This window comes from Alterluteimonas muca (genome assembly GCF_021191595.1).
GTDB classification, from domain to species: Bacteria; Pseudomonadota; Gammaproteobacteria; order Xanthomonadales; family Xanthomonadaceae; genus Luteimonas; species Luteimonas muca.
The window spans coordinates 175,344-196,834 of the sequence record NZ_JAIWPS010000001.1 but is presented as its reverse complement, the minus strand read 5'-3'; the positions used below and the strand labels follow the sequence as shown (position 1 = coordinate 196,834).

General features: G+C 69.7%; 21 protein-coding genes. 8 read left to right on the top strand and 13 right to left on the bottom strand.

The window, feature by feature from the left end:
- Positions 1-2 precede the first annotated feature (2 nt).
- Both LDO11_RS00925 and LDO11_RS00920 read left to right on the top strand, forming a co-directional pair.
- Positions 3-335 (top strand): hypothetical protein, encoded by a 333-nt coding sequence (locus LDO11_RS00925; RefSeq protein ID WP_232139842.1) that lies wholly within the window; start codon positions 3-5, stop codon positions 333-335.
- Between the two features lies 1 nt (position 336).
- Positions 337-1,014, top strand: coding sequence for a Dph6-related ATP pyrophosphatase (locus LDO11_RS00920; RefSeq protein WP_232139841.1), 678 nt, complete (start codon positions 337-339; stop codon positions 1,012-1,014).
- Between the two features lie 109 nt (positions 1,015-1,123).
- Here the strand turns inward: LDO11_RS00920 and fghA are convergent, their stop codons facing one another.
- The 3 genes from fghA to frmR form a co-directional block, all read right to left on the bottom strand.
- Positions 1,124-1,957, bottom strand: coding sequence for an S-formylglutathione hydrolase (fghA, locus tag LDO11_RS00915; RefSeq protein WP_232139840.1), 834 nt, complete (start codon positions 1,955-1,957; stop codon positions 1,124-1,126).
- A gap of 60 nt (positions 1,958-2,017) precedes the next feature.
- Complete coding sequence (locus LDO11_RS00910) at positions 2,018-3,127, bottom strand: S-(hydroxymethyl)glutathione dehydrogenase/class III alcohol dehydrogenase (protein ID WP_232139839.1); 1,110 nt, start codon at positions 3,125-3,127, stop codon at positions 2,018-2,020.
- Positions 3,128-3,203: 76 nt separating this feature from the next.
- Entirely contained in the window at positions 3,204-3,479 is a 276-nt protein-coding gene (gene frmR, locus LDO11_RS00905) for a formaldehyde-responsive transcriptional repressor FrmR (protein ID WP_232139838.1), read from the bottom strand.
- A 95-nt stretch (positions 3,480-3,574) separates the two neighbouring features.
- On the opposite strand from frmR, the gene LDO11_RS00900 reads away from it, so the two are divergent.
- Positions 3,575-3,910, top strand: coding sequence for a hypothetical protein (locus tag LDO11_RS00900; RefSeq protein WP_232139836.1), 336 nt, complete (start codon positions 3,575-3,577; stop codon positions 3,908-3,910).
- A gap of 14 nt (positions 3,911-3,924) precedes the next feature.
- Here the strand turns inward: LDO11_RS00900 and LDO11_RS00895 are convergent, their stop codons facing one another.
- From LDO11_RS00895 to LDO11_RS00875, 5 genes are all read right to left on the bottom strand, one after another.
- Entirely contained in the window at positions 3,925-4,188 is a 264-nt protein-coding gene (locus LDO11_RS00895; protein ID WP_232139833.1) for a DUF4326 domain-containing protein, read from the bottom strand.
- Positions 4,189-4,208: 20 nt separating this feature from the next.
- A complete protein-coding gene (locus LDO11_RS00890; protein WP_232139831.1) occupies positions 4,209-4,841 on the bottom strand; it encodes a glutathione S-transferase family protein in 633 nt (210 codons plus the stop codon).
- A 47-nt stretch (positions 4,842-4,888) separates the two neighbouring features.
- The gene (gene ppc / locus LDO11_RS00885; RefSeq protein ID WP_232139830.1) at positions 4,889-7,633 is read right to left on the bottom strand and encodes a phosphoenolpyruvate carboxylase; all 2,745 of its coding nucleotides are present in this window, start codon (positions 7,631-7,633) and stop codon (positions 4,889-4,891) included.
- A 63-nt stretch (positions 7,634-7,696) separates the two neighbouring features.
- A complete protein-coding gene (locus LDO11_RS00880; protein ID WP_129134852.1) occupies positions 7,697-8,422 on the bottom strand; it encodes a ferritin-like domain-containing protein in 726 nt (241 codons plus the stop codon).
- 18 nt (positions 8,423-8,440) lie between these two features.
- A complete protein-coding gene (locus tag LDO11_RS00875) occupies positions 8,441-9,499 on the bottom strand; it encodes a hypothetical protein (protein ID WP_232139828.1) in 1,059 nt (352 codons plus the stop codon).
- 124 nt (positions 9,500-9,623) lie between these two features.
- On the opposite strand from LDO11_RS00875, the gene LDO11_RS00870 reads away from it, so the two are divergent.
- Entirely contained in the window at positions 9,624-10,754 is a 1,131-nt protein-coding gene (locus LDO11_RS00870) for a S9 family peptidase (protein WP_232139826.1), read from the top strand.
- Between the two features lie 45 nt (positions 10,755-10,799).
- On the opposite strand, the gene LDO11_RS00865 is transcribed toward LDO11_RS00870, so the two are convergent.
- Together LDO11_RS00865 and yihA are read right to left on the bottom strand one after the other, a co-directional pair.
- A complete protein-coding gene (locus tag LDO11_RS00865) occupies positions 10,800-12,179 on the bottom strand; it encodes a glutamate--cysteine ligase (protein WP_232139824.1) in 1,380 nt (459 codons plus the stop codon).
- 227 nt (positions 12,180-12,406) lie between these two features.
- Positions 12,407-13,024 carry a ribosome biogenesis GTP-binding protein YihA/YsxC gene (yihA, locus tag LDO11_RS00860; protein WP_232139822.1) on the bottom strand — a complete coding sequence of 206 codons (618 nt, stop codon included), beginning with the start codon at positions 13,022-13,024 and terminating at the stop codon, positions 12,407-12,409.
- A 160-nt stretch (positions 13,025-13,184) separates the two neighbouring features.
- Between yihA and LDO11_RS00855 the strand changes: the two genes are divergently transcribed.
- The 4 genes from LDO11_RS00855 (at position 13,185) to LDO11_RS00840 (ending at position 16,692) form a co-directional block, all read left to right on the top strand.
- Positions 13,185-14,129 carry a c-type cytochrome gene (locus tag LDO11_RS00855; protein ID WP_435574573.1) on the top strand — a complete coding sequence of 315 codons (945 nt, stop codon included), beginning with the start codon at positions 13,185-13,187 and terminating at the stop codon, positions 14,127-14,129.
- Between the two features lie 128 nt (positions 14,130-14,257).
- Positions 14,258-14,905 carry a thiol:disulfide interchange protein DsbA/DsbL gene (locus LDO11_RS00850; protein WP_232139820.1) on the top strand — a complete coding sequence of 216 codons (648 nt, stop codon included), beginning with the start codon at positions 14,258-14,260 and terminating at the stop codon, positions 14,903-14,905.
- 41 nt (positions 14,906-14,946) lie between these two features.
- A complete protein-coding gene (locus tag LDO11_RS00845; protein ID WP_232139818.1) occupies positions 14,947-15,774 on the top strand; it encodes a thiol:disulfide interchange protein DsbA/DsbL in 828 nt (275 codons plus the stop codon).
- 129 nt (positions 15,775-15,903) lie between these two features.
- Positions 15,904-16,692, top strand: a complete 789-nt coding sequence (locus LDO11_RS00840) for an endonuclease/exonuclease/phosphatase family protein (protein ID WP_232140311.1) — start codon at positions 15,904-15,906, stop codon at positions 16,690-16,692.
- Between the two features lie 346 nt (positions 16,693-17,038).
- Here LDO11_RS00840 and LDO11_RS00835 read toward each other — a convergent pair whose 3' ends face one another.
- The 3 genes from LDO11_RS00835 to LDO11_RS00825 all read right to left on the bottom strand — a co-directional run bounded on the left by LDO11_RS00835 (position 17,039) and on the right by LDO11_RS00825 (position 21,445).
- Positions 17,039-19,918: a TonB-dependent receptor plug domain-containing protein gene (locus LDO11_RS00835; RefSeq protein ID WP_435574572.1), complete on the bottom strand. Its 2,880-nt coding sequence runs from the start codon at positions 19,916-19,918 to the stop codon at positions 17,039-17,041.
- 147 nt (positions 19,919-20,065) lie between these two features.
- Positions 20,066-20,638, bottom strand: a complete 573-nt coding sequence (locus tag LDO11_RS00830; RefSeq protein ID WP_232139816.1) for a nucleotidyltransferase domain-containing protein — start codon at positions 20,636-20,638, stop codon at positions 20,066-20,068.
- A gap of 9 nt (positions 20,639-20,647) precedes the next feature.
- Positions 20,648-21,445: a sulfite exporter TauE/SafE family protein gene (locus LDO11_RS00825; RefSeq protein WP_232139815.1), complete on the bottom strand. Its 798-nt coding sequence runs from the start codon at positions 21,443-21,445 to the stop codon at positions 20,648-20,650.
- Positions 21,446-21,491 lie beyond the last annotated feature (46 nt).

Below are 21,491 nucleotides of genomic sequence, written 5' to 3'. Positions count from 1 at the left end.
CCATGGCGACCTACTACATCCGCATTCCCGACCCCGACCGCGCCCGCACCAGCGGCACGTTCGCGTTCCACTCGCAGAGTGCGCCCGGCATGGCCGAAGAACTGCAGGAGGCACTGGCCGGACCCGGCCTGTTCGAGCGCTGGCGCGACAGCCAGGACGATCCGGAGCTGGTCGATCCCGAGCTCGGCCCGGTGGATCCGGCGGCACGGGTGACCGGCGAGGGCGACATCACCTTCGACCTGGTGGCACATACCAGCCTGTCGGGCGACATCCTGCGTCACCGCCTGCGGCTGCTGGCCGGCAAGGCCTGGGAACTGCGCGACGTCCGCTACTGAGGTGGCCACGCCGGCACTGCTGTCGTGGAGCGGCGGCAAGGACGCGGCGTGGGCGCTGCATGTGCTGCGCGCGGCGGGCGACGTCGATGTCGTCGGCCTGTTGACCACCGTGGACGCCGATGGCGGGCAGGCGTCGATGCAGGGCGTCGCCGGTGACGTGCTGCGTGCGCAGGCAGCCGCGGCGCAGCTGCCGCTGATCGACGTGCCGATGCCGGCGGACGCCGACAACCGCGCCTACGAGGCCGCGTTCGCGCGGGCGCTGGATGCGGCGCGCCTGCGCTGGCCAGGCATCCGCCTTATCGCCTTCGGCGACCTCGCACTGGATGATCTGCGCGCATGGCGCGAGGCGCTGTGCGCGCGCCACGGCTGGCAGGCGCTGTTTCCGTTGTTCGGTGCCGACACCACCACGCTGGCACGCAGCATGCTGGCCGGCGGGCTGCGCGCCACGCTGTGCTGCGTGGACACCACGCAACTGGACGCCGGATTCGCCGGCCGTGACTACGACACCGCGTTGCTGGACGCCCTGCCGGCAGGCGTCGACCCCTGCGGCGAGAACGGCGAATTCCATACCGTCGTGCACGCCGGGCCGATGTTCGCCACGGCGATCGTGCTGCAACGTGGCGACAGCGCGTTGGACCAGGACCGCTTCCAGCGCACCACGTTCACCCTGGCGGGTTGAACGTCGGCATCCGGATCAGCGCACGAGTGCCTGGCATCCGTGCGTCGCACCCATCACGCCCGGCCATTACGCTCGCTGGCGACCCGCATCGCAGGTGACCGGATGCCGCTCAGCCGCGCAATGCTCGCGCATGGTGGGCAATGTGGTCACCGATAAAGCTGGCGATGAAGTAGTAGCTGTGGTCGTAGCCCGGCTGCATGCGCAGTTCGAGCGGATGCCCGGCGGCTTCGCAGGCGGCCTGCAGCAACTGCGGCTTCAGCTGGCCATGGAGGAATTCGTCGGCATCGCCCTGGTCGATGAGCAGCGGCAGTTTCTCCTGCGCCGACCGCACCAGCTCCACCGTGTCGTGCTGTTTCCAGGCCTCGCGGTCATCGCCCAGATACGCACCGAACGCCTTCTCGCCCCAGGGCACCTGCGACGGCGCCACGATCGGCGAGAACGCGGAGACGCTGCGGTAGCGGCCGGGATTGCGCAGTGCGATCACCAGTGCGCCATGCCCGCCCATCGAATGTCCACTGATTGCACGCGCATCGCTGGCAGCAGGGTCGGACTCCACCCACTCCGGCAGCTCGTGGACGATGTAGTCGTACATCCGGTAGTGCTTGGCCCACGGCTCCCGCGTGGCGTTGACGTAGAAACCGGCGCCCTTGCCGAGGTCGTAGCCTTCGGCATCGGCGACGTCGTCACCACGCGGGCTGGTGTCCGGCGCGACCAGGATGATGCCGTGCTCGGCGGCGTAGCGCTGCGCCCCGGCCTTGGTGATGAAGTTCTGCTCGTTGCAGGTCAGCCCGCTGAGCCAGTACAGCACCGGCAGCCTGCCACCCTGCGCAGCCTGTGGCGGCAGGTACACGCCCACGGTCATGTCGCAGCCGAGCACGTCCGAGCGGTGGCGGTAGACGTCCTGCCAGCCGCCGAAGCTGGCGCGGTGTTCGATACGTTCCATTGCTGAAACCTCCTCTCGTTCATTCCTTCTCCCGCAGACGGGAAAAGGGAAGCCCCTGCGTCAGTAATGGATCACGGTGCGGATCGACTTGCCCTCGTGCATCAGGTCGAAGGCCTCGTTGATGCGCTCCAGCGGCAGGGTATGGGTGACGAACGGGGCGAGCTGGATGTCGCCCTTCATCGCGTCCTCCACCATGCCCGGCAGCTGGCTGCGGCCCTTCACCCCGCCGAAGGCGGTGCCCAGCCACCTGCGGCCGGTCACCAGCTGGAACGGGCGGGTGCTGATCTCCTTGCCAGCACCGGCCACACCGATGATCACGCTCTGGCCCCAGCCGCGGTGCGCGCATTCGAGCGCCGCGCGCATGACGTCGACATTGCCGATGCACTCGAAGCTGTGGTCCACGCCCCAGCCGGTCATCTCCACGATCACCTGCTGGATCGGCCTGTCGTGGTCCTTCGGGTTGACGCACTCGGTCGCGCCCATCTGCTGCGCCAGCTCGAACTTCGCCGGGTTGGTGTCGATGGCGATGATGCGGCCGGCCTTCGCCTGCTTCGCACCCTGGATCACGGCGAGGCCGATCGCACCGAGGCCGAACACCGCCACGCTGTCGCCTTCCTGCACCTTCGCCGTGTTGTGCACGGCGCCGATGCCGGTGGTCACGCCACAGCCGAGCAGACAGGTGTGCTCCGGGTTGGCCTCCGGGTTCACCTTCGCAAGCGAGACCTCGGCCACCACGGTGTATTCGCTGAAGGTCGAGCAGCCCATGTAGTGGTAGACCGGCTGGCCGTTGTAGCTGAAGCGCGTGGTGCCGTCGGGCATCACGCCCTTGCCCTGGGTGGCGCGCACGGCCACGCACAGGTTGGTCTTGCCGCTCTTGCAGAACAGGCACTCGCCGCACTCGGCGGTGTAGAGCGGGATCACATGGTCGCCCGGCTTCACGCTGGTGACGCCCTCGCCCACTTCCACCACGATGCCGGCACCTTCGTGGCCCAGCACGGCGGGGAACACGCCTTCCGGATCCTCGCCCGACAGGGTGAAGGCATCGGTGTGGCAGAGCGCGGTGTGGGTGATCTTCACCAGCACCTCGCCCTGCTTCGGGCCCTCGAGGTCGAGTTCGACGATCTGCAGCGGCTTTCCGGCTTCGAAGGCGACGGCGGCACGGGTCTTCATGTGGGGACTCCTGATTGCGTTGTTCGTGGGCCGGCGCGTGGCGCCGGAAGCTGGCTCATGGCCGCGGGGCGGCGGCCTATTTCAGGTAGGAGCGGATCAGGCCGGTCATCTCGGCCACCCGTTGCTGGCGGTCATCGGCGTCGGTGGCGGGCTGCCCGAACTGCTCGCGCAGGTGCGACTCCAGCACCTCGCTCATCAGCCCGTTGACCGCGCCACGGATGGCGGCGATCTGCTGCAGCACCGGCGCACAGTCGGCACCGGATTCCAGCGCACGCTCCAGCCCCTCGCACTGGCCGCGGATGCGGCGGATGCGGGCGAGGACCTTCTTCTTTTCCTCGGGGGAATGGGGCATGTCCGCCGGTCGGCCGTATAGTGGGGGGCAGTATATCACCTGCCGGGGAACCGGCCTGCATCGGCTGCTGATCCCCGCCCGGCCATGCTGTCCCCATGGCTGCACCCCCGCCACCGCTCACCCCCGACCGGCGCTATCTGGTGGTGCGCGGCCGCCTGTGGCGCGCGAGCAATCCGCAGCTGCCCGCCGATGTGCGCGACGCGCTGGTGAAGGAGCTGATGGATGCGCGGCGTGCGGTCGCCGCGGCGAAACGCACGGGCGACGCCGCCGCGCTGGCTGTCGCGCGCAGTGCGGTGCACGCGGCAAAGCTCGGACTCGGCGAACGCGGCCCGGCGTGGTGGAACGACGGCACGCCCGACTACAACCGCCACCTGGTCCACAACACGCCGTATCGCGACTGGTACGCGGCGTTACCGCGTACGGAGGCGTGACCGATGCATCGACCTCAGCGGTTGACCAGCTCCAGCAGCACGTCGGCATGGCAGGGCTGGTCCGCTGCGCACCAGCAGGCGAGGTCATGGCCGCGCAGCGCGGCCCGTGCCGCTCCGAGCCGTGCCGGATCCGCCAGCAGCAAGGCGCGGAACAAGGCCACGCAGGTGGCGGTGTCACCGTCGACGCCGATGCGGAACGGATTGCCCCAGCGTGTTGGCCGGGCGACGCTGATCGCGCCTTCGGGCAGCCGCCAGCCACGCCGGCGGCTCAGTTGCACGCGGACCGGCACGTGTGGTTTCAGCTGGCAGCCGGCATGGCCGCGTCGTCGGCGGCCTTTGCACGGCGGTACGCCTCGCGCCCACGCAGCCGTTCGGCCCAGGCGGTGAACGCGGGACGCTCCGGGATCGACCCGAATGCCAAGCCGAAGTCCACCTGGCTGCCGACATACACATCGGCGGCGCTGAAGCGTTCGCCCAGCAGCCATGGCGACGCCGACGCGGCCGCCTGCTCCAGCACGTCGACGGCCTGGTCGAAGCTGCCATAGCCGACGAAACCCGCCTTTTCCGGCGGCGGCAGGCTGCCGAGCGCACGCGCGGTCACCGCCGCCTCGACCGGACCGGCGGCAAAGAACAACCAGCGCAGGTACGGGCCACGCAGCGGGTCGTCGATGACCGGCGCAAGCCCCGCCTGCGGGAACGCATCGGCCAGGTAGGCGCAGATCGCCGCGGCCTCGGTGACCACGACGCCGCGGTGCTCAATGGCCGGCACCTTGCCCATCGGATTGATCGCCAGGTGCGCCGGCGACTTCATCGCCGCGCCGTAGTCGTGCACCACGGTGCGGTAGGGCGCGCCGGTTTCCTCCAGCATCCAGCGCACGATGCGTCCGCGCGACATCGGGTTGGTGTGGAAGACCAGTTCGTGATCGGCCATGGCGGCGGTCCGGTTCGGGTGTCGCCGCTACGTTACTCCGGGATCGATCAGCCGGTGTTCTGGATGCCGGCGGCGATGCCGTTGACGGTGGCGATCAGCGCACGCAGGGTGGCGTCGTCGTGGCTGCCGTCGGCGCGCCAGCGCTGCAGCAGCTCGACCTGCAGCAGGCTGATCGGGTCGACATAGGGGTTGCGCAGGCGGATCGAGAGCCCCAGCCGGTAGTCGTCGCCCAGCAGTTCGTCGCGGCCCTTGATCGCCAGGATCGCGTCGCGGGTGCGGCGGAACTCGCCGGCGATGTCGTCGAACATCGGCGCGTGCAGGTTGCCGGCCAGGCGCGAGTAGCGCTCGAAGATGTCGAGGTCGGACTTCGCCAGCAGCATCTCGATGTCGTCCAGCGTCGCGGCGAAGAACGGCCAGTCGCGCGCCATCTCCTGCAGGGGCTCGATCCCCCACTCCGCAATGCCGCGCGACAGCGCGGTGCCCACGCCATACCAGCCGGTCAGCCCGGAGCGGTTCTGCGACCAGGCGAACACCCACGGGATCGCCCGCAGGTTGCCGACCCCGCCATCGCGCCGCCGCGAGGGGCGCGAACCGATCTGCAGCCGCTCGATCACGTCGATCGGCGTGGCCGCGCGGAAGTACGGCACGAAGTCGCGGTGCTCGTGCACCAGCGCGCGGTAGTGCGTGCGCGAGCACTGCGCCAGCTCCGCCATCCGCATGCGCCAGGCGTCCTCGCGCGCATCGGCCGCGCGCGGACGCAGGGTCGCGCGCAGCACCGCGGCGGTGGTCTGCTCGAGGTTGCGCAGTGCCAGCGCACGGATGCCGTACTTGCGATGGATCACCTCGCCCTGCTCGGTCACGCGCAGGTGGCCGTCGATCGAGCCACGTGGTGCGGCGATGATCGCGCGTTCGGTCTTGCCGCCGCCGCGGCTCACCGAGCCGCCGCGGCCATGGAAGAACACGATGGCGATCCCGGCCTCGAGGGCCAGCGCCACCAGTTCCGCCTGGGTGCGCTGCAGTGCCCAGCGCGAGGCCAGCACGCCACCGTCCTTGGTGCTGTCGGAATAACCCAGCATCACCGTCTGCCGGTGGCCGCGCGACGCGAGATGCGCGCGGTACACCGGGTCAGCGAACAGCGCGCGCATCACTGCCGGGGCAGCCTGCAGGTCGTCGACGGTCTCGAACAGTGGCGCCACGTCCAGCGGCACCGCATCGTCCTCGACGCAGCCGGCCAGGCGCGCCAGCGCCAGCACCGCCAGCGCATCGGCGGCAGTGCGGCTCATGCTGACGATGTACGGGCCGAACGCGTGTTCGCCATAACGTGCGCGGGCTTCGCGCACGGCGCGGAACACCGCGAGGCTGCGCGCGGTGGTGTCGTCGGGTGTCGTGTCCGGCAGGGCACCGCCGAGCCAGCGGTGCAGGTCCGCGATGCGTGCGTCGAGCGGACGCGCGGACCAGTCGGCGTCGCCGGAAAGCTGCGCGATGGCGGCATCGTGCACGGCGGAATCCTGTCGCAGGTCCAGGCGCGCGAGATGGAAGCCGAAACTGCGCACCCGCAGGCGCACGCGCTCCAGCGCGTGCAGGCCGGCATGGTCGCCGCGGTGGACGCGAAGGCTGTCGGCGATCAGGTCGAGATCCGCCAGCAGGCAGCCGGCACTGCGGTAGCCGCACTCCGCGCCCTGCGCGGTGGCCTCGAGGCGCGCGCGCATCAGGTCCAGAAGCTGGCGATAGACCATGTCCACCTGGCGCGGTTTCAGCCGCCCTGCGGCGTCGGGCAGCAGTGCTCGGTACTCGTCCAGCCGCCGCGCAACGGCGGCATCGATGCCGGCGCGCTCGGTGGTCTGGGTGAGGATGCGCATCAGCTTGCCGAGATCGGCGGCGTAGTTGCCGATCACCTGCGCGCGCTGCGCTTCCAGCGTGGCGAGGATGGTGTCGGCACCGACGTTCGGGTTGCCGTCCATGTCGCCGCCGACCCAGGTGCCGAACTGCAGCACCACCGGCAGCTCCAGCCGCTGCCCGTAGACCGCGTCCAGCGCTTCGGCGAACTCCCGGTAATAGGTCGGCAGCACGCGGTACAGCACGTCGCCAAGGTAGTAGCCGACGTGCTCCATCTCGTCGAGCACGGTTGGCCGGGTCGGCGGTGCCTCGGAGGTCTGCCACGCCGCGGTCAACGCCTGGCGGATGCGTTCCATGTCGACCGCACGCTCGCCCGGGGTACGGCCCCGGTCGATGTCGGCCACCAGCCGGGCGACGATCTCGCGCTCCTTCTCCAGCAGCGCGCGGCGCATGGCCTCGGTGGGGTGGGCGGTGAACACCGGCTCGATCCGCAGCCGCGGCAGCAGCGCCGCCACGTCCTCGGCGCCGACGCCTTCGTCGCGCAGCTCGGCCAGTACCGCATGCAGCCCCCCGGGCTGCGGCGCCGCGGCTTCGCGCTGGTAGTCGCGGCGGCGGCGGATGCGGTGCACGCGCTCGGCCAGATTGATGGCGCCGAAGTACGCGGCGAACGCGCGCACCATGGCCTCGGCATCCTCGAGGGGAATGCGCGACAGCTGGTCGGCCAGTTCGTCGACCGGCAGCGCGGCCTCGCGCCGCGCGATCGCGGCGCGGCGTACCGCCTCGACTTCTCCCAGCAGTCCGGGCGACCCCTGCTCGGCGAGCATGTCGCCCACCAGCGCGCCGAGGCGGCGCACATCATCGCGCAGCAGGGTGTCGGTGTCAGCGAACCCGATCGGTTCGCGCAGGGTGTCGTCGTCGGAAGCGCGCGGCGGCGCGGCGGTCGTGGAGGCGTGCATGCCCGAAGGCTACACGGTCGGCACGCCTCCACGACGTGCACATCGGTGGATCAGGCGGTCGTATCAGACCCCCGCTTCCTCCGTCAGTGCCGTGGCCATCCACTGGCGCACCGTGACTTCATGACGCTGCTCCGCGGCGAGCGCCTCGGTGAACTGCGCGGCGAGCTCGTCCTGGCCGAACTGGGTGGCGAGGTCGATCAGCAGTTCCCACGACGCGTTGTCGATGACCTCGGCGGCCAGCAGGGTGGACAGCGCCTGGGCGATGGTCAGCCGCGGCTCGCCCATCGCCTGCACCAGGCCCATGCCCTGCACGCCGGTCACGTCGGCGCACGGCGTCATCGCCGTCGGATCGCCGCCGAGGGTCTCGATTGCCGCGGCCAGCAGCAGGTAGTGCGAATGCTCCTCGTCGCGGATCTCGCGCACGCCCTCGATGGTCATCCCGGCCGGCAGGCCCGGGGCCACGGCCACCTTCTGCAGCATCATGTCGTAGAGGCGGGTGCCGGTACGTTCGAACGCGGCGCGCTCGGCGATCTTGTCGAGCAGCACGTGCATCTTCTTGCCGGTCAGCGCCTTCATCGCGGTGCCCGCCATGCCGCGCAGCGTCGGCGGCGGCGGCATCGAACCCACCGGCTCGGCTTCGAGGAGATAGGAGGCACGCAGCGCCACCGCATCGATTTCGGGGTCGGGCACGGTCGTCTGCAGCTCGCGCACCTCCAGCAGCTTGCGCGCGTCCACCGGGGACGCCTTCATGCCGGTGCGGTTGGTGCCGGTACGGATGTCGTTTTCCATGATTCGTCTCCTCGACGCTTACTTCTGCTGCTCGGCCGGCAGGGCGAGCTCGGTTCCGGGGTTCCACACATAGCCCGCTGGCACGGCTTCGGTCGGCGACCCTTCCGAATCGAGCTGCCTGCGGTAGGCGCGCGAGCCATCGGCCTCCTGCTCCATCGGCACGAAGTCCGGGCCGTCGGCGCGCAGGTCGACCTCCTGCAGCAGCACCTGGCGCACGAAGTCGCGCTGGCTGGCGAATGCGATCGGCTCGGGCATCGTGGAGGGGATGATCTCCATCGGATCGCGGCGCTCGACCTGCTTGAACAGCTCCATGACGTACTGCAGGTGGCCGAGCTCGTAATCGAGGAAGCGCTCCCAGATCGCCTTGATGCGCGGGTTGACCTCCTGCTGCACGGCGCCGTAGTAGTTGTAGACCTCGTTGAACTCGTGCATCAGCCACTGTTCCATCCAGGTCTGGTCGGGGTCGATGATCGACTCGTACTGGGTGGTGTGCTGCTCTTCGATCGAGGCGATTTCCGCATACAGCAGGCGCGCCACCGGATCGGTGAACAGCGGACCGATGTTCATGTAGTAATTGTGCGTCTGCTGCTCGGCCGCCATGATCGTGAGCGCGTGCAGCTTCGACAGCGGATGCGCGGTCTTGGCATCGAACGGATTGCGCAGGTCGTCGTCGGGGTGGCGGTGTTCGACCACCGTCGGTCGGCCCGGAAGGATGTCGGTGTAGCACTGCAGGATGTTGTTCGCATCCTTGCCTTCCAGCCGGTCGAGCATCGCCGAGTAGCGGTACATGTGGTCGAAGTCCTCGAGCAGGCCGAAGCGGTAGGTCTGCGCCAGGTACGGATCCGGCTCCGCCTGCGCAACCGCGGCGGTGATCTCGATGGCCACCTGCTCGTAGGCGATGGTGGTCTCCAGCGGCGAGTGGTCGGCACCGATCAGCCAGTTGATCATCGTGTGCTGGTGCTGCTCGACCCGGCGCACGCGCGCCAGCGGCGCACGCATGTCGCGATTCATCCGCGCGAACGCATGCGAGAAGCGCAACGCCTCGTGCTCGAGGCCGTTGAGCAGGATGATGCGCACGCGGGTGAAGGTGTCATCGTCCAGCTTGCTGATCGGTTGCTGGACGAGCGCGTCATCCCCGGTACTGGCGCCGGACGGACGAAATGTCGCGTTTCTTTCCGCGCGCGCGGGTGATACGAGGCAGGTGCAGTTGCTGCCGCTGGACGGCGGCGAAGCGCGCCAGGTCGGTGGGTCGCAGCGCGAACTGCAGGCGCTCATGCAGTGGTCGCCGGACGGACGGCGGGTACTGCTCTCCGCACGCACGCCCTGGTCCGAGGACGCTGACGACGCCACCGATGGCAGCAACCGGCCGTGGGTGGTGACCCATCTTCCATGGAAGCTCGATGGCAGCGGCCCACAGGTGGGCCACCGCACCGTACTGCTCGCGATGGATGTCGACAGTGGCGACGAACAGATCCTGGTCTGCGGTGATTTCGACGTCGTGGAAGCCGCGTGGTCGCCGGATGGAAAGTCGCTCGCCTACGTGCGTACGCGCGATGGCAGCCAGCGTCACCGGATGGACCTGTGGCTGGCCGACGGCGATGGCGGCAACGCACGCCTGCTGACCGACGGGCTGGCCAGCATCGCCGGCATCACCTGGTCGCCTGACGGCCGCACGCTGGCGCTCGGCGGAACCGTCACCGAAGGCGACTCGCTGAGCCTGCTGTGGCTGGTCGATATCGCCGACGGCTCGCTGCGCAGGCCCGCGGACGAATTGCAGCTCGAGGGTTCGACCATCGTCTGGCACCCGGACGGCGATCGCGTCGCCACCCTCGCCGCGCGGCGTGGTCTGCAGGAAGTGGTGGTCGTGGACGTCTCCAGCGGCGCCGTCACCCGGGTGGACGACGGCCTGCAACACGCGGCCGCACTGTGCGCGGCTGGCGATGGCCTGGTTTTCGCGCGCGCCGGCATCAGCGCACCGGTGATCAACATGGAATCGCACAGCGGCACATCCGACTCGGGTTACTACGTCGACCCGTACAGCATGGATGGCGAAGTCGATGACGCCCACGAACGCTATCGCCGGCTGTCGCCGCTGTCCTATGCCGATGACATCCGCACGCCCACCCTGCTGTTGCAGGGCGAGGACGACCAGCGTTGTCCGCTCGGGCAGTCGGAAGAGCTGCTTGCGCGGCTGGTCCGGCGCTCGAAGGCGCCGGCGCGCATGGTGGTCTATCCCGGCGGAACGCACCTGCTCGCGGGCACCGGCACGCCGAGCCATCGCGTCGACTACCACCGCCGGCTGTCGCGCTGGCTGCGCGGCGCACTTGACTGAACATCGATTGCCCGCCGCGCGTGCATCCGCGGCGGGCGACGCAGGTCAGTACGCGAACTCGCGGAACACGCGATCGATGTCGCCGTGCCATTCCCCGTGGAACAGTTCCAGCTTGCGCTCGGCAGGCGTCTGCCCGGCTTCGGCCAGCTCGATCAGCGGCTCGAGGAAACGCACCTCGTCGATGTCCTGCGCATTGCGGCGGTCGCGGCGACGCAGCCCGGCCGCACTGATCTTCAGCGCCTCGATGGCCAGCTCGCGCACGCTGTGGCCACGGAACGGGGTGGCCAGCGCGGTGCGCGGCACGTGGTCGCGCAGTGCATGCCGCTCGGCACGGGTGAAGTCGCGCACCAGGTCCCAGGCCGCGTCGAGCGCGGCATCGTCGTACAGCAGCCCCACCCAGAACGCCGGCAACGCGCACAACCGGTTCCACGGGCCGCCATCGGCACCGCGCATCTCGAGGTATTTCTTAAGCCGCACCTCGGGGAACGCGGTGGTCATATGGTCGGTCCAGTCGCGCATCGTCGGCAGCTCGCCTTCCAGGCCCGGCAGCTCGCCACGCAGGAACGCGCGGAAGCTCTGCCCGCTGGCGTCGTGGTAATGCCCCTTGCCATCCGCACCGTGGCGGTAGACGAAGTACATCGGCACGTCGAGGATGTAGTCGACATAGCGCTCGTAGCCGAAGCCGTCCTCGAACACGAAGTCGAGCATGCCGGTGCGGTCGGCGTCGGTATCGGTCCAGATATGCGAGCGATAGCTGAGATAGCCGTTGGGGCGGCCTTCGGTGAACGGCGAATCGGCGAACAGCGCCGTGGCGATCGGCTGCAGCGCCAGGGCCACACGGAACTTCTTCACCATGTCCGCTTCGGTGATGTAGTCCAGGTTGACCTGCACCGTGCAGGTGCGGGTCATCATGTCGAGGCCGAGGCTTCCGACCTTCGGCATGTACTCGCGCATGATCTTGTAACGTCCCTTCGGCATCCACGGCATCTCGTCGCGACGCCACTTCGGCTGGAAGCCCATGCCGAGGAAGCCCAGCCGCAACTCGTCGGCGACCGCCTTGACCTCGAACAGGTGGCTGCCCACCTCGCGACAGGTCTCGTGGATGTCCACCACCGGCGCGCCCGACAGTTCCAGCTGCCCGGCCGGCTCCAGCGTCACCGAGGCGCCATCACGCAGCAGCGCCACGGTGCGCCCGTTCTCGCGCACGGGGTCCCAGCCGAAGCGGGTCAGCCCGTCCAGCAGCGCCTCGATGCCACGCTCGCCGTCGAAGGTCGGCGGGCGCAGGTCGTCGAGGCGGAAACCGAACTTCTCGTGCTCGGTGCCGATGCGCCAGTCCGGGCGCGGCTTCTCGCCGGAGGCGATTTCCGCGGTCAGTTCGCGCGGGTCGAGGATCGGGGCATCGGGGGAAGGGCTTGAGGTGGGCACGTGGCGGAGGCTCGTCGACGCTTGCAGGACGCGCGCTGGCGGCACGTCGCGGGGGCGCCACTATATCCCGCGGCATCGACGGCACGGCGCACGCGCATGGCCCGCTGCGTCACCGGCAACGTCACAATCGCCGATGCGTCGGCCATGCATGTCGAATCCGGAACGCGGCGTTGCCCGCCGGCGTTGCGGTCGCCTCACAGCGGGCGTGACCCGCGGTGTGGCTCGGATCAGCGCGGCGGAGGCAGTGCCAGCCAGCCGTTCACCACGCCGCAGGCCTCGTCGATGCCGAGCTTGTGCAGCGCCGAGAAGGTCTGCACCGACACCGAGTCGCCATAGGCCTGCTGGAGGTCGCGGCGCACCTGCAGCAGCACGTTGCCGGAACCACCGCGTCCCAGCTTGTCGGCCTTGGTCAGCAGCACGTGCGCGGGCAGCCCGCGTTCCACCGCGTAGCCGAGCATCTGCCGGTCGTAGTCGCGCAACGGATGGCGGATATCCATCACCACCACCAGCCCGCGCAGCGCCTCGCGGCGCGCGAAGTAGCCGGCGATGAAGGCCTGCCAGTGCGCCTGCAGGTCCTTGGGCACTTTGGCGTAGCCGTAACCCGGGAGGTCGACGAGGTGGCGGTCCTCGTAGGGCTCGACCTGGAAGAACACCAGCTGCTGGGTGCGGCCGGGGGTCTTGGAGACCCGTGCCAGCGCGTTCTGCTGGCACATGGCGTTGAGGGCGCTGGACTTGCCGGCGTTGGAGCGGCCGGCGAAGGCGACCTCGTAACCGATGTCGGGCGGAAGCTGGGCGGGGGTGTGCGCCGCCAGCCGGTAACGGGAGCGGGCAAGAAAGTTGGTCATGGGCGATAGGATCGCATGGGCGCCGGTGTGCCGCCCGTTTTTCCCGCCGGTGCGCAGGCCCGGTGGCTGCCGGCGCCGTTTGACCCCGGTCTCCACACGCGTCGATAATTCGGCGATCCCGGGCGCGTTCGCGTTCGATTCATGTTGTCGGAGCCCAGCAATGCGCCAAGCCCGCGTTTACGGAATCGCCGGCCTCGCCGCCCTCGTCATTGGCGCCGTGGCCTTCGCCCAGTCCACCGCGCTGCCGTTGCCGGAGGAAGCGCCCGTGCAGGCCGTACCGCTGGAAGACAACGCGGTGGCGGAACTCGCCGACACGCAGTGGGGTGATGCCCAGCGGGGCGCGACCATCGCCGGCACCTGCGCCGCCTGCCACGGCCTCGACGGCAACAGCGTGGTACGCGAGATCTATCCCAGCATCGCCGGGCAGAACGAGCCCTACATGGCCCACCAGCTGGCGCTGTTCAAGAGTGGCGAGCGGCCGAGCCCGATCATGCAGCCGTTCGCGCAGATGCTCTCCGCGCAGGACATGCGCGACGTCGGCGCGTACTACTCGATGCAGTCTGCACAGGCCGGCATCGCCGACGACGGCGTGGTCACGACCGGTGACTACGAAGGCATGAAGTTCTACGAGGTTGGCCAGCAGATCTACCGGCGCGGCGACACCACGCGGCAGATCCCGGCGTGCATGGCCTGCCATGGCCCGACCGGCGCCGGCATGCCGGGCCCGTCGTACCCGCACGTGGCGGGCCAGCCGGCGTGGTACACCGCCCGCCGCCTGCAGGAGTTCCGCGACGGCACCACCGGCGAGCGCGATACCCGCATGTTCCAGATCATGCACACCATCGCGCAGCCGCTCACCGACGAGGAGATCCAGGCGCTGGCCAGCTACATGGAAGGCCTGCACCCGCGTCCGGATGCCGCCACCCGTGCGCAGATGGCGCAGCTGCAGGCCGAGGCACCGGCGGAGATGAGCGCCCCCGCGGCGGATACGCGCTACCCCGATCCGGAAGCAGCCGGCAACCCGCCGGCGGGCGCGCCGGGTTCGCCTGAAGCCAGCGGCATCGACCCCGAGCAGTCGGCGGAGCCCGTCCAGCAGCAGCAGTGAGTGACGTCGTCGCTGCCCGGCGCCTGAGCGCGCCGTTGCCCCACCTGCAGTCCGAAGCGCCGGCCGTGGCCACACGCGCCGGCGTTTTCGTTGCAGCGCACCGCTTCCCGTCTTTCCGGAGTGTCCCGATGCACCTGTCCCGCCGGCTGCTGAGCTGTCTCGCCGCGTTGTGCCTGGCGCTTGCCGCACCGCTTGCATCCGCCCAGGAGGGCAATGCGCCGGTGGAAGGCGTCGACTACGTGCGCATCCCCGACGGGCGTCCGCTGGCACCGCCCGACGGCAGGATCGAGGTGGTGGAGATCTTCTCCTACGCCTGCGGCCACTGCGCCGACCTGCATCCGCTGATCGAGCCGTGGCAGCGCGCGCTGCCCGACGACGTGCGTTTCAGCTACCTGCCGGTGGTGTACCGGCCCGACGACGCGTTCGCCACCGCGTATTTCGCCGCCGGGGAGATCGGTGCACTGGAGCAGACGCATGCCGCGACCTTCGATGCCATGCACCGCGCGCGCCGCCTGCCGCGCAACGCCACCACCGCGGAGCTCGCCTGGTTCTACGAGCAGCTGGGCGTGGACCGTGCCCGCCTGGACGCCGCGATGGCCAGTGCGCAGACCCGGCAGAAGCTGAACGACGCACATGATTTCCTGCTGCGCAGTGGCGCGCAGGGCACACCCACCCTCATCATCAACGGCCGTTACCGGGTGCAGGCGCGCAGCCTGCGCGGGCTGCTGCGCACGGCCGAACAGCTGATCGCCGCCGAGCGCCAGGCTGGCGGCTGAGCCGCTCCACCCCTTCTTCTCGAGCCGAGGTTCTTCAAGCCATGAGCACGTCACGCATCCTTGTTTCCCTGCTGCTGGCCGCCGCCCTGGCCGCCTGTGGCGACCAGGCCACGACCGCGACCACCGACAGCGCCACGACCGCCACGGATGCGGCCGCCAATGCCAACCCCGCACCCGCCCAGGACGCCGCAACCGCCGATCCCGGCGCGCAGCCGTCCGCGGACGCCGACGCCGCTGTCGATCCGGCAGCCGACGCCGAAGCTGCTACGCCTGCACCGGCTGCCACGCCGCCGCAGGGCCCGGCCCCGGTCGAGGGCACCGACTACGTGACCATCGCCAACGGCCAGCCGTTCCAGCCGCTCAATGGCCAGGTCGAAGTGGTCGAGGTGTTCGGCTACACCTGCCCGGCCTGCGCCGCGTTCGAACCGGTGTTCTCGGCGTGGAAGAAGCGCCAACCCGCCGACGTCCGCGTGACCCCGCTGGCCGCACCGTTCGGTGGCTACTGGATGCCGTACGCACGCGCCTTCTACACCGCGGAATCGATGGGCCTGCTCGACCGTACCCACGGCGCGATGTTCGAGGCCATCCACGTGCAGCGCCGCCTGTCGCCGCAGAACGCCAGTGATCAGCAGATCGCCGGCTTCTACGCCAGCCACGGTGCCGACGCCGCGCAGTTCGCCAGCACCATGCAGAGCTTCACCGTCAACGCCAAGCTCAAGCGTGCCGAGCAGTTCCTTGCGCGCGCCGGCGTCGACGCCACCCCGACGCTGGTGGTCAATGGCAGGTACCGCGTGCTGGGCGGCCGCGCGTTCGAGGAGCAGCTCAACACCGTCGAGCACCTGGTCGCGCGGGAACGTGACGCGCGCTGAGGTGTCCTGGCGGTGATGTCGCCACTGGTCGTGCATCGCACCGCGCCGCCCGGCGCCGGTTCCGCGCACGCTGCGCCGCCGTCACCCGCCAGTGGCTACGGTGCGGGCGTCTCTCCCGACGCACCGGTGATGGCGATCGACCCCTCCACCCGCCGCCTGCGCCTGCTCAGCGCCAACATCCAGGCCGGTTCCAGCACGCGCCGCTACAGCGACTACGCCACCCGCAGCTGGTCGCACGTGCTGCCGGCGGGCAACAAGCGCTGGGCGCTCGACCAGATCGCCCAGCTCGCCGGCACCCACGACATCGTCGGCCTGCAGGAGGCCGACCCCGGCAGCTGGCGCTCGGGCTTCACCAACCAGACCCATTACCTCGCCGAGCGTGGCGGTTTCGACTGGTGGACCCACCAGCCCAACCGCAATGTCGCCAACCTCGCCTCCAGCGCCAACGGGCTGCTGGCGCGTATCGAGCCGGTCGAGGTGCAGTCGCATCCGCTGCCCGGGCGCATATCGGGCCGCGGCATGCTGCTGGCACGCTTCGGCGACGGTGCCGAGGGCCTGAGCATCGCGGTGGCGCACCTGTCGCTGGGCGCGCAGTCGCGCCGCTCGCAGCTGTCGTTCATCGCCGAGCTGCTGCACGACCATCCCAATGCGGTACTGATGGGCGACTTCAACTGCACCGCCGATACTCCGGAGATGGACATCCTCTACCGCAACACGAGGCTGCAGCCACCCTCGTGCGCGATCCAGACCTTTCCCAGCTGGCGTCCGGCCAAGGCCATCGACCACGTGCTGGCCACCGGCTCGCTGATCTGCAACGACATGCAGGCGATGCCGGCGGCGCTGTCGGACCACCTCGCGGTGTCGGTGGCGATGGACGTGCCGGTCGCGGCCCTGCAGTCGTCGCGCGACGCGGCGTAGAGCGCCCTCATCCGCCCCTGCGGGGCACCTTCTCCCGCACGCGGTAGAAGGGTGCAAGGCACGCCCTCTCCAGCAAGCGACGATGCAACGCCGACTCCTGCCCTGCACGCGCGAGGCGTCGAATCAGGGGCCTGCCCTGTTCCGAATTAGCGCCGGCCCTGTTCCGCGGACGCGGTGAAGGATCGCGGCAGGCGTTGTTCCCCGGATGCGGGGAGGATCGGGGCAGGCGCTGTTCCGCGGACGCAGGGAAGGATCGGGGCAAGCCCTTCTCCCGCCCGCGGGAGAAGGTGGCGCGAAGCGCCGGATGAGGGCAGCTCCGCGCGCACACTTCGTGCCCTGGAATGCCTCAGAACCTCAGGTCCGCGCGCAGGTACCAGAAGCGGCTGCCGGGCATGTCGTAGGTCGACGCGTCGTAGCCGTTGAGCGAGCACGACAGGCAGATCGGCGGATCCTTGGCGAACACGTTGTTGAGGCCCGCGGTGAGCGTCAGGCCCTGCTGCCAGTCGAAGCGGTAGCCGGCCTGCAGGTCGTGGAAGGTGGTCGAACCCAGCCGGTTGCGACCATTGGCCGGATCGCTGCAGACCGGGAACGTCACCGCATTGCCGCAGTCCTCGACCAGGTCCGACACGTGGCGCAGCGTCCACGATGCATTCCACGCTTCGCGGGTCCAGTCCAGCGACGCGGTGCTGGCCCATTCCGGGATCGCACTGTCCTCGACCTCGATGCCCGGGCGCCGCGGCTGCAGCTGACCGGCGCCACCCACCGCCTCGTAGCGGCCGACGAAGGTGTTCTGCCAGCCGAAGGCGAAGCGCCCGGCGGCGGTTTCGGGCAGCGTCCAGTAGAAGTCCACGTCCCAGCCGTCGGTCTTGATCGAGCCGAGGTTGGTCAGGCGGTTGTTGAAGGCGTTGATGCCGCCGGTGGCGGCACGGCCGATGCCATCGCAATAGGCCTCGTCGAGCGTGCGCACGCAGAGGTCGAGCTGGGTCTGTGCCGACAGCGCCTGGATCGGGCCCTGGATGTCGTGGCGGTAGAAGGTCACCTCGACATCGAAACGGTCCGCCCATGACGAATTCGCCGCGAACCACGGACTCCAGACGAAGCCGGTGGTGAAGCTGCGCGCCCGCTCCGGCTCGAGTTCGCGGTTGCCGCCGGTGGTGATCGAGATCTGCGGGTTGACCTGCGCGAACCCGGCCGGCACCCCCAGCGCGCGGCAGTTGGATTCCACCGATGCATCCAGGAACGGCTCGGAACAGGGATCGATCAGCTGCGCATCGAAGCGACTGTCGGAACCGAACAGCTCGCCGATCGACGGCGCACGGAAGCCTTCGGCATAGGTCGCGCGCAGCAGGAAGTCCTCGCTCACCTGCCAGCGCAGGCCGTACTTCGGTGTGAACTCGCCACCAAAGGTCGAATAGTCGGAGTAGCGGCCGGCGACGTTGAGGTTGAGACTCTGGCCGAGCACGCCCTCGCCGAAGATCGGCACGTCGAGCTCGACGAACACCTCGTTGACGTCGTAGCTGCCCGCGGTCGGCAGCGACGGCACGCCGTTGTAGTGGCCGCGCACGGTCAGCGGATCGGGCTGGTACCAGCCCTTGTACTCGCGGAACTCGTAGCCGGCGGCGAAGCCCACCTGGCCGGCGGGCAGGCGGAACAGGTCGCCGGAGATGTTGGCCGAGGCCAGGCGCAGTTCGTTCTGGCTTTCGTCGCGCACCAGCGGCTGGATCCAGCCGAGCATCTGCGGGGTGATCGTGCCGGCGCCGAAGATGTCGAGCGGCACGCAACCGGCCACTGCCGCGCAGGCGTCGGGATCGCCCAGCGCGAGCGCGATATTGAAGATGTTGTAGCTGCCGCGGTTGGTCTGGCGCGCCTTGTTGCGCGACCAGGCGGCGTTGACGTCCCAGAACCACAGCGAGTTGCCGGCCTCGAAGCTGCCGACCAGGCCGGTGCCCACATACTGGGTGTCGACCTTCTGCTCGAACACGCGCGCCCCGCCTTCCAGCGGCCGGCGCCCGACCAGAAACAGGTTTTCACCGGACACCAGGTCGAACCCGAACGGGTTGTACAGGTTGCGCGCGGAGATGGTGATGTTGTCGGCGAGCGGATTGCCGGTGGCGCCCTCGGGACCGAGGAAGATCGGCTCCGGTGCCGCCTGGTTGGTGGACTCGCGGCGGTTGACCAGCGCCTTGGCATACCACTGCAGGCCGGGATTGATGTCGAAGCGGAACTGGCCGAAGGCGCCGCTGCGCTTGGACGGCGTCAGCAACAGGTTGTATTCGGCGAAGTTGAAGCGGTCGGCGGTGCTGAAACAGTGGAAGCCATCGCTGCGCGCGCAGCCGGTCTGGCTGGGGTCGTACAGGGGATCGGTGACTCCGCTGTTGGGCACCAGGTCCAGCGTCGCGCCGGTGTTCGGGTCGCGCACCATGAAACGGCCGGCGGGGATCCCCGAGCTGCCCAGCGCCACCCCGGTGCCCGGCACCGGGAAGCGCGACTGCTCGCGGTCGCGGGCATACACCACGTCCTGGTCGGTGTGGCTGAGCGACAGGAACAGGCTGCTGCGCTCGGTGGTGCGGCCCCAGGCGAGGTCCACGCCCTTGCTGGCACCGTCGCCCTCGTCGAACTCGCCATAGTTCAGCGTCACCTGGGCGCCGTCGAAATCGCGGCGGGTGATGATATTGACCACGCCGGCGATCGCATCCGAGCCGTACAGCGACGAGGCCCCGTCCTCGAGCACCTCGATGCGGTCGACGATCGCCAGCGGAATGGTGTTGAGGTCGGTGGCCGCGCCCACGCCGGACGCCGACGACTCGTTGACCCAGCGGATGCCGTCGACCAGCACCAGCACGCGCTTGGAACCAAGGTGGCGCAGGTCGACCTGCGCCGAACCGGCGCCGACGCCGCTGCCATCCGGCGGGAAGCCGAAGTTGCCCGACGAGTTGAACTTGGTATTGAGCGCCGAACCGGAGCCGGTGAGCTGCTGCACCACGTCGCCGATCGAGGTGAGGCCGCTGCGCTCGATGTCGGCACGGGTGACGGTGTGCACCGGCACTTCGCCCTCGAGTTCGGCGCGTCGGATGCGCGTGCCGGTGACCTGGACGGCGTCGAGGGTGCGGGTGTCGGGGGTGGTGGACGCCGGGCGCGCATCCTGCGCGGCAGCGGTGGCGGGCAGGGCGAGCAGCAGGCTGAGCTGGACCGCGCGGGCCAGCCGTGAGGGGGTCGGCAACATCATCGTTCTCTCCATGGACGAAGGTTGCCGCCGATGCCCCTGTCCATCCGCGGCGACCCGTTGTAACCAAAGCGTTAAAACTGAACTGTGACTTGCGTCACTGATCGGCCGCCGCAATGGTCGTGCGCGGACGGTTTCCGCCGCTGTACGTCAGTGGTCCTGCCGCGATGGGCTGTTCCGCCCGGCGTCGAAGTGCGCGCGCAACCGCGCCACCTCCGCAGCCCCGACTGCCGCGCAGGCGAGCCCGTACGAGTGCACGTGCCTGGCCGGCCACTGCGCCTGCGGCGACTCATCGGCGTAATGGAAGTAGTCCCACAGGATCGCCGCCCAGCTGTTGCAGCGCATGCGCAGGCCGGCCAGCGAGCCTTCGGCTGCATCCGGACAGGAGCCGGGCGGCGTGCCCTCCACCTCCCAGGCGGTGCCGGTCCAATGCGCGGGCTCGCAGTCGAGCAGCACCCCGCCGCAGTCGGCAAGAAAGCCGTAACCGGTGATCTCGGTGACCGTCGCGCCCAAGGTGCCGATCAGTTCGACGAACTCGTCATGGCGCGCGGCCGGATACGTCAGGTCGAGATCGTCATGCGCGCGGGTGATGCGGCCCAGCCGCGCGTCGATGGCCCAGCCGCCGCCCAGCCAGACCGGCAGTTCACGCCGCGCGGCGGCGTCCAGCAGCCGCGCCAGCAGGTCGAGCTGCGCCTGGTTGCCGGAGTGTTCGCCGACCTGCATCACCGCCGGCTACCAGAGCACCAGGCTCAGGCCGACCAGGAACAGGAAGCCCGCGAACACGCGCTTGAGCGCGGCGCCGCTGATGGCATGCGCCAGCCGCGTGCCCAGCGGCGCGGCCAGTACCGAGGCCACCGCGACGCCGATCGCCGCAGGCAGATAGACGTAGCCGACCGCGTGCGCAGGCAGGGCGCCGGCGGGCGCCTGCAGGGCGTAGCCCGCGGCCGCCGACAGGCCGATGAACACGCCGCAGGCCGACGACGTGCCCACCGCGCGTACCGGGGCGACGCCCAGCCACACCAGCAGTGGCACGGTCATGCTGCCGCCGCCGATGCCGACCACCGCCGATACCGCGCCGATGCCGCCGCCGGCGGCCACCATCGGCGCACCGCGCGGCGCGATGTCGCCGCGGCCACTTCCCTTGCGCGCGCGCGACAGCGCCATCTGCGTGCCGACCACGAAGCAGTAGCCGGCCACGCACCACTTCAGCACCTCGCCATCCAGGCCGATCGCGAAGCGGCTGCCGAACCACGCACCCACCAGGATGCCGGGCACCAGCCACGCCACCGTCGACCACAGCACGCCGCCGCGGCGGTGATGCGACCACGCCGACGAGCTTGCGGTGAGGATGATGCTGGCCATCGAACTGGCGAGTGCCGCATGCATGGCCACCTCCCTGGGCACGCCGTGCAATGGCAGGAACCACGCCAGCGCCGCCACCAGCACCAGCCCACCACCGATGCCGAGCAACCCGGCAAGCACCCCGGCCACGGCGCCGAGCGCGAGGAAGAACAGCAGCATCGTCAGCATGTGGCACTCGTGGCAGCGGCGGTGCGCAGGAGGTTAGCCCAGCGCG

Excerpts from the sequence above, each read along its gene's own strand:
- yihA (WP_232139822.1), bottom strand. The coding sequence starts at position 13,024 with ATGACCAACTTTCTTGCCCGCTCCCGTTACCGGCTGGCGGCGCACACC.
- LDO11_RS00925 (WP_232139842.1), top strand. The coding sequence starts at position 3 with ATGGCGACCTACTACATCCGCATTCCCGACCCCGACCGCGCCCGCACC.
- LDO11_RS00840 (WP_232140311.1), top strand. The coding sequence starts at position 15,904 with ATGGCGATCGACCCCTCCACCCGCCGCCTGCGCCTGCTCAGCGCCAAC.
- LDO11_RS00850 (WP_232139820.1), top strand. The coding sequence starts at position 14,258 with ATGCACCTGTCCCGCCGGCTGCTGAGCTGTCTCGCCGCGTTGTGCCTG.
- frmR (WP_232139838.1), bottom strand. The coding sequence starts at position 3,479 with ATGCCCCATTCCCCCGAGGAAAAGAAGAAGGTCCTCGCCCGCATCCGC.
- LDO11_RS00845 (WP_232139818.1), top strand. The coding sequence starts at position 14,947 with ATGAGCACGTCACGCATCCTTGTTTCCCTGCTGCTGGCCGCCGCCCTG.
- LDO11_RS00900 (WP_232139836.1), top strand. The coding sequence starts at position 3,575 with ATGGCTGCACCCCCGCCACCGCTCACCCCCGACCGGCGCTATCTGGTG.
- LDO11_RS00830 (WP_232139816.1), bottom strand. The coding sequence starts at position 20,638 with ATGCAGGTCGGCGAACACTCCGGCAACCAGGCGCAGCTCGACCTGCTG.
- LDO11_RS00910 (WP_232139839.1), bottom strand. The coding sequence starts at position 3,127 with ATGAAGACCCGTGCCGCCGTCGCCTTCGAAGCCGGAAAGCCGCTGCAG.
- LDO11_RS00880 (WP_129134852.1), bottom strand. The coding sequence starts at position 8,422 with ATGGAAAACGACATCCGTACCGGCACCAACCGCACCGGCATGAAGGCG.
- LDO11_RS00890 (WP_232139831.1), bottom strand. The coding sequence starts at position 4,841 with ATGGCCGATCACGAACTGGTCTTCCACACCAACCCGATGTCGCGCGGA.
- ppc (WP_232139830.1), bottom strand. The coding sequence starts at position 7,633 with ATGCACGCCTCCACGACCGCCGCGCCGCCGCGCGCTTCCGACGACGAC.
- fghA (WP_232139840.1), bottom strand. The coding sequence starts at position 1,957 with ATGGAACGTATCGAACACCGCGCCAGCTTCGGCGGCTGGCAGGACGTC.
- LDO11_RS00825 (WP_232139815.1), bottom strand. The coding sequence starts at position 21,445 with ATGCTGACGATGCTGCTGTTCTTCCTCGCGCTCGGCGCCGTGGCCGGG.
- LDO11_RS00835 (WP_435574572.1), bottom strand. The coding sequence starts at position 19,918 with ATGATGTTGCCGACCCCCTCACGGCTGGCCCGCGCGGTCCAGCTCAGC.
- LDO11_RS00855 (WP_435574573.1), top strand. The coding sequence starts at position 13,185 with ATGCGCCAAGCCCGCGTTTACGGAATCGCCGGCCTCGCCGCCCTCGTC.